Origin of the sequence: uncultured Parasphingorhabdus sp. (assembly GCF_963975555.1) — a bacterium.
Classification (GTDB): Bacteria; Pseudomonadota; Alphaproteobacteria; order Sphingomonadales; family Sphingomonadaceae; genus Parasphingorhabdus.
Genome location: NZ_CAXBHH010000002.1, coordinates 23,235 through 36,748 on the forward strand (window position 1 = coordinate 23,235; position 13,514 = coordinate 36,748).

Consider the following 13,514-nt stretch of genomic DNA (forward strand, 5'->3'; position numbering starts at 1 on the left):
GAGCGGCATTGGGCAGCGGCGCAATAATACTTTTCGCACTTGCGCAATTCTTGACTTCAAAATACGTCGAATTCCATCTAGAAGCACATTAATTACAAAAATCTTATCGAAATGTAAGGACGGAATATGAGTTTCCCGCCACGGCAAGGCCTGTACGATTCAAACAACGAACATGACGCATGTGGCGTCGGTTTTGTCGCGAATATTGAAGGTGAAAAATCGCATCTCACGGTCAAACGCGGCCTCGAGATTCTGGTTAATATCGATCACCGAGGTGCCGTTGGTGCCGACCCTCTACTGGGTGACGGCGCCGGGATATTATTGCAGATTCCCGACGCTCTCCTGCGGGATTGGGCGAAATCGGAGGGTCTGACCCTTCCGGCTGTCGGTGACTATGCCGTTGCTATGTGTTTCATTCCGTCCGATCCGGCAGAAGCGGAATTTGCGACGACGCATTTTGAACGGTTCATTGCCAAGGAAGGGCAGAGCCTGATCGGCTGGCGCGACGTGCCGATCGATACAACAGGCATCGGCAAGGCGGTGCTCGACCAGATGCCACTGATTCGCCAGATGATCGTCGGCAAAGGCGAATCGATCGCCGATCAGGATGCATTCGAACGCAAAATCCTCGCGATCCGCAAGCAGGCCCATAATCCACTCGATGGCCTTGCCGAAAAAATGGGCATGCCGGGGCTGTCCGAATTTTATATGCCGTCTTTCTCGACCAGAACGATTGTCTACAAGGGGCTGTTGCTCGCCGATCAGGTCGGATCCTTCTACAAGGATCTCAACAACCCGCTGACCACATCGGCCGTGGCGATGGTCCATCAGCGCTTTTCGACCAATACATTCCCGTCTTGGAAACTGGCGCATCCCTATCGCTTCATCGCGCATAATGGCGAGATCAATACGGTCCGGGGCAATGTCAACTGGATGAACGCCCGTCGCCGGACGATGGAATCCGATCTGTTGGGAGCCGATCTTGACAAGATGTGGCCGCTGATCCCGCACGGCCAATCCGATACCGCCTGTCTCGACAATGCGCTGGAACTGCTGATTGCTGGCGGCTATTCGCTGCCGCACGCGGTGATGATGCTGATTCCGGAAGCATGGGCCGGCGATCCGACGATGGATGCCGACCGCAGAGCCTTTTACGAATATCACGCAGCCCTGATGGAGCCATGGGATGGCCCGGCAGCGGTTGCCTTTACCGACGGACGGCAAGTCGGTGCTACGCTGGACCGCAACGGTCTGCGTCCGGCGCGTTTCTGCGTCACAGATGACGGCCATGTGATCATGGCGTCGGAATCCGGCGTGCTTCCGGTCAAGGAAGATAATATCGTCCGCAAATGGCGGTTGCAGCCGGGCAAAATGCTGCTCATCGACATGGAGCAGGGCCGGATTATCGAGGATGAAGAGATCAAGGCCGATCTCGCCAAAGCCAAACCTTATGCGAAATGGCTGGAATCCACGCAATATAATCTGAAAGATCTCGATCTCGACGATCTCGACGATGTCGATGCACCTAAGGCGAACGGGCTGGACAGTCCTGCGGCACTGCTGGACCGCCAGCAGGCATTCGGCTTCACCCAGGAAGATATCACAAAATTCCTCGAACCGATGGCCAGTGACGGCCTCGATCCGATCGGATCGATGGGCACCGACACACCGATCGCGGTTCTGTCCGGCAAACCGCGCTTGCTGTACGATTATTTCAAGCAGAATTTCGCTCAGGTGACCAACCCGCCGATCGACCCGATCCGCGAGGAACTGGTGATGTCTCTGGTCTCGATGATCGGGCCGCGGCCCAATCTTCTCGGCCATGATGCCGGTACCCACAAACGGCTCGAGGTGGACCAGCCGGTTCTGACCAACGCGGATCTGCTGAAAATCCGTTCGGTTGAAGATGCTCTGGATGGCGCCTTCCGGACCGAAACCATCGATATTACCTGGGATGCCGAGACTGGCGCAGCCGGTCTGGAAATGGCGCTCAAGGAAATGTGCTGGGCGGCAACCGAAGCGGTGCTTGCCGACCGCAATATTCTCATTCTTTCCGACCGCGCCAAGGGCCCGGACCGGATCGCGATGCCCGCCTTGCTGGCAACCGCAGCCGTCCATCATCATCTGGTCCGTCAGGGCCTGCGGATGCAGACCGGTCTGGTCGTCGAAACCGGAGAAGCCCGCGAAGTGCACCATTTCTGCGTGCTCGCAGGCTATGGCGCGGAAGCGGTCAATCCCTATCTGGCCTTTGAGACGCTCGAGGATATCCGCGTTCGCCGCGAATTGCCGCTGACCACTCAGCAGGTCGAACAAAATTATATCAAGGCCATCGGCAAGGGCATTTTGAAAGTCATGTCGAAGATGGGCATCTCGACCTATCAAAGCTATTGCGGCGCGCAGATTTTTGATGCGGTCGGTCTATCCAGCGAATTTATTGAAAAATATTTCACAGGAACGGCTACGATGATCGAAGGCGTCGGGCTGACCGAGGTCGCGGAAGAAACCGTGAAACGGCATTCCGAAGCTTATGGCAACAATCCGATTTACCGGAATATGCTCGATGCCGGCGGTATCTACGGCTACCGGATTCGTGGTGAGGAACATGCCTGGACCCCCGCCAATATTGCGAACCTGCAGCATGCTGTGCGCGGCAATGACCCGAAAAATTACGCAGAATTTGCGGACTCGATCAACGAACAGAGCGAGCGTCTGCTGACCATTCGCGGGTTGATGGAGCTGACCAAGGCTAATGAACCGCTCGATATCAGCGAAGTAGAGCCTGCGACCGAGATCGTGAAACGTTTTGCCACCGGCGCGATGAGCTTTGGCTCGATCAGCCGCGAAGCGCATACGACGCTGGCGATTGCAATGAACCGTATTGGCGGAAAGTCCAATACCGGTGAAGGCGGCGAGGAACCGGATCGTTTCGTCCCGATGGATAATGGCGACAGCATGCGCTCTGCGATCAAGCAGGTCGCCAGTGGCCGTTTCGGGGTGACCGCCGAATATCTGGTCAATGCCGACGATATCCAGATCAAGATGGCGCAGGGTGCCAAGCCCGGCGAAGGCGGGCAGTTGCCTGGCAGCAAGGTCGACAAGAATATCGGCAAGGTGCGCCATTCGACCCCTGGCGTCGGTCTGATTTCACCGCCACCGCATCATGACATTTACTCGATCGAGGATCTGGCTCAGCTAATCCACGATCTGAAAAATGTGAACACCGGTGCGCGTATCTCGGTGAAGCTGGTGTCCGAAGTCGGCGTCGGCACGGTAGCCGCTGGTGTGTCGAAAGCACGCGCCGATCATCTGACGATTTCCGGCTATGACGGCGGCACGGGCGCTTCGCCTCTGACCTCGCTGACCCATGCCGGTTCGCCGTGGGAAATCGGTCTGGCGGAAACGCAGCAAACCCTGTTGCTCAACGGATTACGCTCGAGAATATCGGTGCAGGTCGATGGCGGGCTTCGTACTGGTCGCGATGTTGCGATTGGCGCTCTATTGGGTGCCGACGAATTCGGCTTTGCCACAGCGCCGCTGATTGCTGCCGGTTGTATCATGATGCGCAAATGTCATCTCAACACTTGCCCGGTCGGCGTTGCCACGCAAAATCCGGAACTGCGCAAGAAGTTTACCGGTCAGCCGGAATATGTGATCAACTATTTCTTCTTTGTCGCCGAAGAACTGCGCCAGATCATGGCCGATATGGGCTTCCGTACGATCGAGGAAATGGTCGGACGGGTTGACCGGATCAACATGAGCAAGGCGCTGCACCACTGGAAAGCGGAAGGCGTCGACCTGTCGCGTATATTGCATCAGGTTGTTCTCGCCGAAGGGGAGTCGCTCCACCAGACGATAACGCAGGATCACGGACTTGAAGCAGCACTCGACCAGGAATTGATCGCGGCTGCCGGACCGGCGCTGGACAATGGCCAGACCGTCAAGATCGAACGCAAGGTGAAGAACGTCAACCGGACCGTCGGCGCGATGCTCTCGGGCGAAGTTGCAAAAAAATATGGCCACGCGGGCCTGCCGAACAACACCATCCAGCTATCGTTTGAAGGCGTTGCCGGGCAGAGCTTCGGCGCGTTTCTGGCACACGGTATCTCGGCTGAATTGGTCGGCGATGCCAATGACTATGTCGGCAAGGGGCTTTCGGGCGGCCGTGTGGTCGTCAAACAGCCAGGCCATGTCGATCGCAATCCGACCGAGAATATCATCGTGGGCAATACCGTGCTTTATGGTGCGGTTGCCGGTGAAGCCTATTTCAACGGTGTCGCGGGCGAGCGCTTTGCGGTTCGCAACTCCGGCGCGGTGGCGGTCGTCGAAGGCACGGGCGATCATGGCTGCGAATATATGACCGGTGGCGTGATTGCCGTGCTGGGCAAGACCGGACGCAATTTCGCGGCCGGCATGTCCGGTGGTGTCGCCTATGTCTATGACGAGGACGGACTGTTCCGTCAGCGCTGCAACATGGCGATGGTCGATATCGAGACAATCAACGACGAAGAGGATGGCGAAGGCACCACGCCGCCGCAGCAGCTTCCGGTCGATGTGAATGATTTCGGCATGGGTGACATGCTCTATCATGACGCGGCCCGGCTGCGGATATTGCTGGAACGTCACAAACTTTATACCGGCAGCAAGCGAGCCAGCGAAATTCTCGACAATTGGGAAGAGGCCCTTGGTCGTTTCGTGAAAGTCATGCCGCGCGATTATTCGTCGGCGCTTAAACAACTCGAAGCCGAGCGTCTCGACGCTATCGTTGCTGCAGAATAATTGAAGATATTGGAGTAGAACGTGGGTAAAGTAACAGGCTTTCTCGAGATTGATCGCAAAGAAGCGACCTATGCCGATCCAAAGGAACGGCTGACCAACTATCGGGAATTCACGATCCCGCTGCCGGAAAAGGACCTCAAGGACCAGGCGGCGCGCTGCATGGATTGTGGTATTCCATACTGCCACAACGGCTGCCCGGTGAACAATATCATCCCGGACTGGAATAATCTGGTCTATGAAGGTGACTGGAAGAACGCGCTGGAATCGCTGCAGTCGACCAATAATTTTCCCGAATTTACCGGCCGCATCTGTCCAGCGCCTTGCGAAGCCGCCTGCACCTTGAATATTGACGATGTGCCGGTGAACATCAAATCCATCGAATGCGCGATTGTTGATCGTGGATGGGAAGAAGGCTGGATAACACCCCAGATTGCCGAAGAAAAAACCGGAAAATCGGTTGCGGTTGTCGGCTCCGGCCCTGCTGGCATGGCGTGCGCCCAGCAGCTCGCCCGCGCCGGTCATAACGTCACCCTGTTTGAAAAGAACGACCGGATGGGTGGCCTGCTTCGCTATGGCATCCCCGACTTCAAGATGGAAAAACATCTGATCAACCGCCGCCTCGTGCAGATGGAAGCGGAAGGCGTCGAATTCCGTACCAGCGCCGAAGTCGGTGTGACCGTTTCGGTGGAGTCGCTGCAGGAAAATTTTGATGCGGTTGTGATGTCCGGCGGCGCGGAAAAACCGCGCACGCTCGATATCCCCGGCTATGAAATGTCCGGCGTTCGTCTGGCGATGGAATTCCTGGCGCAGCAGAACAAGCGCAACGCCGGCGACGACGAGATGCGCGCTGCCCCGCGCGGCACGATTACCGCGACCGGCAAGCATGTCATCGTCATCGGCGGCGGCGACACCGGGTCGGATTGTGTCGGCACCTCCAATCGTCAGGGTGCCGCTTCGGTGACCCAGATCGAAATCATGCCCAAGCCGCCCGAGAAGGAAGACAAGACCTTCTCATGGCCGGACTGGCCGCTGAAGCTGCGCACCTCGTCCAGCCATCTCGAAGGTTGCGAACGCGACTGGTCGATCCTCGCCAAGCGGGTCGTCGGCACCAACGGTGAGGTCGAAGGCCTCGAATGTATCCGCCTCGAATGGGTGGACGGCCAGATGCAGGAAGTCGCCGGCAGCGAGTTCATCATCAAAGCCGACTTGATCCTGCTCGCGATGGGCTTTGTCGGCCCCCGCAAAATGGGGCTGGTCGATCAATCCGATGTGGACCTCGACGCCCGCGGCAATGTCGCGGCCAATGTTGTGAGCTATGCGACCAGCAAACCGGGCATCTTTGCCTGCGGCGACATGCGCCGCGGCCAGAGCCTGGTCGTCTGGGCGATCCGCGAAGGCCGCCAGTGCGCCCGCGCCGTGGACCTGCAACTGATGGGAAAAAGCCTGCTGCCGCGCTGAAAGAAGTGTAGCGGCGACTGCCTTGGCGATCTGGTTTTACGGAGCCATCTGCATAGCCGCTCTGCCGGTGCCTATTCAGCGAAGCCTGACGGTGCTCGGTCTCGGCATCCCGCTGATTCTGGTCGCCGTACCGCTGCATTTCCTGATCACCGGACGGACGCGCGCACGCGGGACCGTTCCTGCCGCCTAGTATCAGTTATGTCTCCAGCGCTTGTTCTTCGAACCGGTGAGGGAAGAAATCAAAACAGCCGGTCAGCTTCCGCCCCAATAGTTGTCATTCCGCCTTCGCCTCTTTAAGCCTATAAGCTGCCGCAAGCTAATGTTCAGTGCTGGGAGATGCTTGATTGCCAGCGCGCTGTGGCAGGAAATATATCAGCGCGACGATTGCAATAATCAATGCAAGCGACGCCAATGGACGACTAAACGCCAGTCCGCCATGGTCCAGAGGCTTATCAAGAAAATCTCCAACGGTCGCACCGAGCGGACGAGTGAGAATGAAGGCGGCCCAGAACAGAGCAACATGGCTGATAGAGGAGCGGTAGTAGAGCAAAGCGAGTAGGACAAGCATAGAGCCGAAAATCGCTGCCGCACCCAGATACCCCAAAGGTCCATCGGCGACCCAATCGCCAAGGGCGGTTCCCAGCGTTTGTGAGAATGTAATTGTGAGCCAGTAAAATACTTCCGCATGTGGTTCGTGGATGGTTTCTACTGACACGCTGCCGAGCGACCTGTGCCAAACAATAAGCGATGCTATCACAAGCCCTAGCAGCAACAGCGACCCGCCAGGATAGCCGATGCCAAGCGAACGGGTGGCAAAATCGGCCATCGTTGTTCCGACTGTGGTTGAGGCTATGATCGTGGCCCAGTAAAGAAATGGGTGAAACTTGTTCGAACGTATCTGAAACACAGCAAGCACGATAAAGATAACTGCAAAAATCGCTGTGCCGACAAGATAGCCCAGATCAAGCGACATACTGACGGTGTCGCCAGCCGTTTCGCCGAAGGTCGTGGCGAGTATTTTGATGATCCAGAAACCGAGCGTAACTGCCGGGACTTTTATCAAGGTGGTCATTTGGGTAGGTGTCATTGTGCGTCTCCAGTTATCTGGAGCAGCAGCTAGTATGAACTTAGATTCTACTCCATAAGCAGGCGCTCAAATAGGATGCTTTAAGCGAAAGTGCTATCAGTCCCGATGATCGTGAATACAGAACCAAAGGCACGCGCCACACCTAGTAGGAAGATCACGTTTGCTGTTGCAATTATAGTGCTTCAAGCGTTTGCGGCGACCTTCTTCGTTATCGACAGCATTGACGAGGTGGTTTTGAAAACCCGCGAAGGCATCACGACTGAAGTGATACTGGAATGCCTGATTGCTCTCGCTCTTTTGGCAGGGGTGGGAATAAGCGCATGGCTTACACGCAAATTGATTGTGGAAGCCCAACGCCGTGACGAAGCACTAGCCACGGCCAAAGGCGCGCTTGCCGATGTAATCAATCTTCGCTTTCAGGAATGGAACTTGTCGTCAGGGGAATCCGAAGTTGCCCTGTTTGCTATCAAAGGATGTAGTGTGGCTGAAATTGCGCAATTGCGAGGCGCTGCAACAGGAACGGTCCGGTCTCAACTCAGTCAAATATATGCCAAAGCGAAGGTGACAAGCCAATCGATGCTTGTTTCGCTTTTTATCGAGGAGCTACTGTAGTGCAATTTGTTGCAACTGCAAAAAGCGATGCCTTATCCTGACGCTTTCCATAAGCGGATACCGCTGGCCGGATCGAGACGGCGCAGTTACAAGCTTGGCATGGATGACCTTTCCACTGACAAATCGATCTGCAACAAGACAGTGACCCGTGATGAAATGCAGGCTCTGACCGAGCCAGGGACGTTGACCAATTGTAACCTCGAAGATGAAGACCTGTCTAAAATAGACCTTTCTGGGTGGAAGTTCGAGCTATGCAATTTGCGGCGGACGAATCTTGCTGGAGCAAATCTTGAAGACACTACATGGAAGTCCTGCCGTGGAGGTTTTGCGAATTTTACAGGCAGCAATCTATCCGACGCCGTCTTTACCGCTAGCGATTTTAATAACGCTTCGATGAAGCGTAGCACTCTTGAGGGCGCGAGCTTCGAGCGATGCAAACTCACTGGCGTCGATTTTTCTGATGTGAAAGCCATCGACATTAGCTTTAAGGAGACATTGCTAATCAACGTAAAGATGATAGGCATTTCGTTCAGGAAAGCCAATCTCGAGCGGCTCGACTTTTCACAGAGCGACCTTCGAAAATGCGACTTCCGGATGGCATCATTTGAGAACTGTAGTTTGCGCGAAACCATAGTGGACGATGCGCGCTTTGAAGGAGCAGACCTTCGCGGTGCGGACCTAGGTGGTATCCGTCTAGGTGACGCATCTCGATTTCGAGGCGCTACGATTTCTCGGGAACAGGCAGCGCAACTTCTAAGCGAAGTCGGTCTAATGGTCCGCTAATAGCGCATTGAAGCTCGAAAGGGTCTTTCTGCTTCCCACCCATTTGCGCTCATTCACATTATCGGACTTTCACTTTCGGCAGGTGCGAAGGGAGAGGTGGCTTTGCTCAACGGAGGGGGTGTTGCGCGCTTCGGTGCTTGTCGACGGGGAAACCATCGTCAATCCAATGTGTCATCGCTAATATGGCTTCCCGCCGCAGTGCGAGGCCAATCGGAAATGCCCTGAGTCCAAAAACATCGGGTGCGCGAATTGGGAGCGCACCAAATCGCATTGATATAAATTTATCAAATCTAACGATGTATATGAGAAAAAACTGGATCCCCCGTGAGGATTCGAACCTCAATTAACGGAGTCAGAGTCCGTGGTATTACCATTATACGACAGGGGAGTGCCGGTGCGGGGCAATAGGCAGCGAGCGGCTTTTGGTCAAGCCTTTTGGTGGTAAATGAACCGGGAAGGGGCAAACAATTTTACCATCGCTACAGTCGTGGCTGTCCCCGCTGGAAATCGGGAGGGGACGGGGGCAGGACTATTGCCGATATGTCGCGATATTCTGGCCGAGACAGCTTTTTACGGCCCGATTTGCGATCACGGTTAATGTTTTACCTGGAACAAGGTTACCGGCCCTTGCGTCATAGACCGCGCATCGTTATCTTCGAGGGCAAGTACCGGCGGTATTATCCGATCCGGAGAACATAAGAGTACGGTTATGGCGGATCAAGCGTCCCCATCGCCGCAAGATGCAAACGGCGGGTCATCCGCAAGGAAATCCCGCCCGAACCCTGCGGCGACATATAATGCACAGAGTCAAGCTGCGCCTGCCGTCCCTAACGGCGCGGCGCGTTGGCCGAAATTGCGATCCTATGCGGCGATAGATCTCGGCACCAACAACTGCCGGTTGCTGGTAGCCAAACCTTCGTCAGACGGTTTCATCGTTACCGACGCTTTTTCGCGCGTCGTGCGCCTGGGCGAGGGGTTGGTCGAAACCGGCCGGATCAGCAGCCGGGCGATGGACAGAGCGGTCGCCGCCCTGTCGATTTGTGCCGACAAATTGCGCCGTCGCAATGTGACGCTTGCGCGGTCGGTCGCCACAGAGGCCTGCCGGCGTGCAACCAATGGTGACAAATTTATCGAGCGGGTCCGCCGGGAAACCGGCATCGCGCTGGATGTAATCACCGCTGAAGAAGAAGCGCGTCTGGCGGTACTGGGCTGCCAGATATTGCTCGAACCCGGTGAAGGTCCTGCGCTTATTTTCGATATTGGCGGTGGATCGACCGAGCTCGTACTGGTCGACACGACCGGTTCCGCTCCCGAAATCATCGACTGGCTGAGCGTGCCCTGGGGCGTTGTTTCGCTAACCGAAAGCGAGAAATTCGATGGTGATGATCCGGTCGCGCGGGCGGAGGCCTTTGCCTCGATGCGGGCAAAGGTTGCGGACAGTTTTGCCGTTTTTGCCGAACGATTGCCGCGGCTCGAGCAGTGCGATTACCGTCTGCTCGGAACCAGCGGTACGGTGACGACCTTGGCCAGCCTGCATCTGAAACTGCCGCAATATGACCGCAAGGTGATCGACGGCCTGATTGTTCCGACCGAATCGATGCGCGAAATCAGCCATATGCTGGCGCATGTTTCGCCCGACGAGCGAGCCGATATTCCCTGCATAGGCCGCGAACGCGCCGATCTGGTGGTCGGCGGCTGCGCGATTCTGGAATCGATACTGGATATCTGGCCGGCGCCGCGTGTCGGTGTCGCGGATCGCGGCATCCGCGAAGGCATATTGCGCTCGCTGATGTCGGCCAACGAACGGAGGGCATTGCGATGAGCCGGGGCAGATCAGGAACCAGACAGAAGGTCAAAACCGCCAAGGGCCGTAAGATCGGCTCGACGCGCTGGCTCGAACGGCAACTCAACGACCCCTATGTCAAGCAGGCGAGGGCCGAGGGCTATCGCTCGCGCGCTGCCTATAAATTGCTGGAACTGGATGAACGGTTCAAGCTGGTGCGCAGCGCCAAGGCCGTGGTCGATCTCGGGATCGCGCCGGGTGGCTGGGCCCAGGTGATGCGCAAATATGCGCCCAAGGCCGCGGTTGTCGGTATCGATTTGCTGGATGTCGATGCCATCGAAGGTGTCACCATTTTCAAGATGGATTTCATGGATGACGCCGCGCCCGATATGTTGATCGAAGCGCTGGGCGGCAAACCGGATCTGATATTATCCGATATGGCGGCCAATACCGTCGGCCACCAGCAGACCGACCATTTGCGGACGATGGGACTGGTCGAGGCCGCTGCCTATTTCGCGGTCGAGAACCTGCAAAAAGGCGGGAATTTTGTCGCCAAGGTATTGGCCGGCGGAACCGACAATGATCTGCTGACCTTGCTCAAAAAGCATTTCGACGTGGTGAAGCACGCCAAACCGCCAGCGAGCCGCAAAGGCTCGTCCGAATGGTATGTGATTGCCCAGGGGTTCAAAGGCGGGTCAGAAGAAGACCCTGCAAAGGACGCCTAATTGGTGGCTCGCGCGTTCGCGACCATTTCCTTCAGGCCATCATAACCGACGGCGCCGACTTCAGACTGATTGCCGACGACCCAGGCCGGGGTGCCGGTGAACCGCATTTGCTGGGCGATTGCGATATTATTCTCGATTTCCTTCTTGGCTTCTGGCGAAGCGATAAAGGCGCGCGCAGCAGCCATATCGAGACCGATTTCATTCGCGGCAGCCTCTATGGTTGAAGGAGTTGGCCGGCCGGTGGCGAACATGGTTTTGTGGAAGGCATAATATTTGCCCTGTTTCGCAGCCGCCAGGGCCATCAACGCCGCGTCATTGCTCGCCTCGCTGAGGATCGGCAGTTCGCGGAACACGACCTTCACATTCTTGTCTTCCGCGATCAGCTTGGCGATATCGCGCTCGGTCTGCTTGCAGTAAGGGCAGTTGAAGTCGGAATATTCGACGATGATCACATCACCATCCGGATTGCCGGCAAAGGCGTTACCCGCGAACGGCTTTTCGATTTGCCCGCGCACGGCGTCAATTGCCGAGGATTTCTGGCGGTTTTGCAATATCTCGACCGCTTCGGGAATGATCTCCGGATTCTTCAGGATATAGTCGCGTATAATAGCCTCGATGGCCGACTGTTCCTTGGCATTGATGCCCGCTGCTAAAACGGCTGCGTTGACGTCCTCGGTCGAGGAGACGCTGCTCGTCTGCCAGAACCAAACGCCTACTGCCGCCGCTATGGCCAATCCGCCACCCGCCATAATCATCAACTTTCTCTTCAAATCTTTATCCACAATCGGGTTCTTTCGTTGCAGGATGGCATTGGCCATGGCTGCACGGCTTGTCCAGCCCAAATGGGGTCTGCGGAGGAGGAGCGCAGCCTAGCGCCGTTTGCTATTTCTTTCGAATTCGGCCTTGGCGATGAAGGAAATATCCTGCGCCCGGATCCAGTCCGGCGTATTTTCCTTGATGCCGGACATGGCTATTTGCGAGCTGCGGATGGCGCTGGCATAATTGCCTCCGAGCAGGGAGCTTTCTGCGGTGGCCAGCTGTGCCCGCGGCATATCGCCCTGTTGCGAGTAGACCACGCCCAGCTGATACCAAGCAAACGGATTGCGATTGTCCTTGTTGACGGCAGCTTTCAGCACTTGCGTTGCCTCGTCAAAATATTGCGGATCCTCGGTGGCGATCAGCGCATGACCAAAGAGGCTTGCGATCAGGGGCTGGTTATTGGTTAGCTGTACGGCCCGGCGCAGCGATTTCAGCGCTTCGTCCGGTTTGCCGGACTCGAGCAGGATCTGGCCCTGCAGTTCAAGAAAGTAGGGATCATCCGGAGCAGACAAGAGCAGATTGTTGACCTCGTGGAGTGCCCGGTCCGGATAGGCGCTCTTGTGCCAGGCATAAGCGCGGGCATAGCGGGCAGGGACCGTTTGGTCGCTTTCCGGATATTCGCGCAAGGTTACCACCGGGTCGGCGGTAAAGCCGAGCAGCTTGGCCTTGACCCGCTGGAACCGGGCTTCGATCGCCGGATCGGACGGTTTGTCCCAGGCGGGGTCTTTTTCATAAACGTCCCTCAGCAGGCTGACCCGCTCTCCGGAGAGCGGATGGGTTCGGCCGTAGCTGTCCTCCTGCGGGATGCCGAGGCGGAATTCATAATTTTGCAGCTTCTTGAAAAAATCGATCGAGCCTCTGCCGGATATGCCTGCTTCGGAAAGATAGCGTGCACCGGCGGAATCGGCGGACCGTTCCTGCACCCGACTAAAGGCCAGAAACTTGCCCATGGCGGCTTGCTGGCCCGCGGCCAATATCCCCATGCCGGCGTCACCGGCTCCGGCAGCAATAGCTGCGGCGCCCAGCACCAGACTGAGAATGGTGATGCCGGTGGCTGTCTTTACGCCTTCGTTGAAGCGGATGATGTGGCCGCCGGTGATGTGACCCAGTTCATGGGCCATGACGCCTTGCACTTCGTTGGCGCTATCTGCTGTTTCGATGAGACCGGAATAGAAATATATCCGCTGGCCGCCGGCGACAAAGGCGTTGATCTGGTTGTCGTTGATCAAAACGACTTCGACCTCGTTGGCGTCCAGTTCCGATACGGCCACCAGTGGCGAGACCATGTCGGTAAACAACGCCTCGGTTTCGGCATCGCGCAGGATGGACTGGGCGGCAACCGGTTGCACGATGATCGAGATCATCGCCAGAAATACCATCATGAATCGGGTCAGGCCGCCGAAGACGGGCCGACGGGTGCGGGGGAGTGAAACAGCAAGCTTGTTGCGCATGTTAAGTCCTCAGCGTGAAA

At 56.6% G+C, this 13,514-nt stretch carries 10 protein-coding genes and 1 tRNA gene; 7 read left to right on the forward strand and 4 right to left on the reverse strand.

Going from position 1 to position 13,514, the window contains the following annotated elements:
- Positions 1 to 126: 126 nt before the first annotated feature.
- The 3 genes from gltB to AAC060_RS05575 are packed head-to-tail and all read left to right on the forward strand — an operon-like array spanning position 127 to position 6,424.
- Positions 127 to 4,776 carry a glutamate synthase large subunit gene (gltB, locus tag AAC060_RS05565; protein ID WP_339823885.1) on the forward strand — a complete coding sequence of 1,550 codons (4,650 nt, stop codon included), beginning with the start codon at positions 127 to 129 and terminating at the stop codon, positions 4,774 to 4,776.
- A gap of 21 nt (positions 4,777 to 4,797) precedes the next feature.
- On the forward strand, positions 4,798 to 6,234 hold the full coding sequence (locus AAC060_RS05570; RefSeq protein ID WP_339823887.1) for a glutamate synthase subunit beta: 1,437 nt from the start codon (positions 4,798 to 4,800) through the stop codon (positions 6,232 to 6,234).
- Between the two features lie 22 nt (positions 6,235 to 6,256).
- Positions 6,257 to 6,424: a hypothetical protein gene (locus AAC060_RS05575; RefSeq protein ID WP_339823889.1), complete on the forward strand. Its 168-nt coding sequence runs from the start codon at positions 6,257 to 6,259 to the stop codon at positions 6,422 to 6,424.
- Positions 6,425 to 6,550: 126 nt separating this feature from the next.
- On the opposite strand, the gene AAC060_RS05580 is transcribed toward AAC060_RS05575, so the two are convergent.
- Positions 6,551 to 7,321, reverse strand: coding sequence for a hypothetical protein (locus AAC060_RS05580; protein ID WP_339823891.1), 771 nt, complete (start codon positions 7,319 to 7,321; stop codon positions 6,551 to 6,553).
- A gap of 105 nt (positions 7,322 to 7,426) precedes the next feature.
- Between AAC060_RS05580 and AAC060_RS05585 the strand changes: the two genes are divergently transcribed.
- The gene (locus AAC060_RS05585) at positions 7,427 to 7,933 is read left to right on the forward strand and encodes a hypothetical protein (protein WP_339823893.1); all 507 of its coding nucleotides are present in this window, start codon (positions 7,427 to 7,429) and stop codon (positions 7,931 to 7,933) included.
- A gap of 99 nt (positions 7,934 to 8,032) precedes the next feature.
- The gene (locus AAC060_RS05590; RefSeq protein WP_339824698.1) at positions 8,033 to 8,716 is read left to right on the forward strand and encodes a pentapeptide repeat-containing protein; all 684 of its coding nucleotides are present in this window, start codon (positions 8,033 to 8,035) and stop codon (positions 8,714 to 8,716) included.
- Positions 8,717 to 9,030: 314 nt separating this feature from the next.
- Here AAC060_RS05590 and AAC060_RS05595 read toward each other — a convergent pair.
- A tRNA-Gln gene (locus AAC060_RS05595) sits at positions 9,031 to 9,104 on the reverse strand.
- A 321-nt stretch (positions 9,105 to 9,425) separates the two neighbouring features.
- On the opposite strand from AAC060_RS05595, the gene AAC060_RS05600 reads away from it, so the two are divergent.
- Positions 9,426 to 10,538 (forward strand): Ppx/GppA phosphatase family protein, encoded by a 1,113-nt coding sequence (locus AAC060_RS05600; RefSeq protein WP_339823895.1) that lies wholly within the window; start codon positions 9,426 to 9,428, stop codon positions 10,536 to 10,538.
- On the forward strand, positions 10,535 to 11,224 hold the full coding sequence (locus AAC060_RS05605) for an RlmE family RNA methyltransferase (protein ID WP_339823897.1): 690 nt from the start codon (positions 10,535 to 10,537) through the stop codon (positions 11,222 to 11,224). Before AAC060_RS05600 ends, AAC060_RS05605 begins: the two co-directional genes overlap by 4 nt.
- Here the strand turns inward: AAC060_RS05605 and AAC060_RS05610 are convergent.
- The gene (locus tag AAC060_RS05610) at positions 11,221 to 12,006 is read right to left on the reverse strand and encodes a DsbA family protein (protein WP_339823899.1); all 786 of its coding nucleotides are present in this window, start codon (positions 12,004 to 12,006) and stop codon (positions 11,221 to 11,223) included. The two genes, AAC060_RS05605 and AAC060_RS05610, sit on opposite strands and share 4 nt — an antisense overlap.
- Before the next feature lie 87 nt (positions 12,007 to 12,093).
- Entirely contained in the window at positions 12,094 to 13,425 is a 1,332-nt protein-coding gene (locus tag AAC060_RS05615) for a M48 family metalloprotease (protein ID WP_339824702.1), read from the reverse strand.
- Positions 13,426 to 13,514: the final 89 nt, after the last annotated feature.

What these genes read in the sequence shown, in the direction of transcription:
- AAC060_RS05580 (WP_339823891.1), bottom strand. Translation starts at nt 7,321, where the DNA reads ATGACACCTACCCAAATGACCACCTTGATAAAAGTCCCGGCAGTTACG.
- AAC060_RS05605 (WP_339823897.1), top strand. Translation starts at nt 10,535, where the DNA reads ATGAGCCGGGGCAGATCAGGAACCAGACAGAAGGTCAAAACCGCCAAG.
- gltB (WP_339823885.1), top strand. Translation starts at nt 127, where the DNA reads ATGAGTTTCCCGCCACGGCAAGGCCTGTACGATTCAAACAACGAACAT.
- AAC060_RS05615 (WP_339824702.1), bottom strand. Translation starts at nt 13,425, where the DNA reads ATGATGGTATTTCTGGCGATGATCTCGATCATCGTGCAACCGGTTGCC.
- AAC060_RS05585 (WP_339823893.1), top strand. Translation starts at nt 7,427, where the DNA reads ATGATCGTGAATACAGAACCAAAGGCACGCGCCACACCTAGTAGGAAG.
- AAC060_RS05600 (WP_339823895.1), top strand. Translation starts at nt 9,426, where the DNA reads ATGGCGGATCAAGCGTCCCCATCGCCGCAAGATGCAAACGGCGGGTCA.
- AAC060_RS05590 (WP_339824698.1), top strand. Translation starts at nt 8,033, where the DNA reads ATGGATGACCTTTCCACTGACAAATCGATCTGCAACAAGACAGTGACC.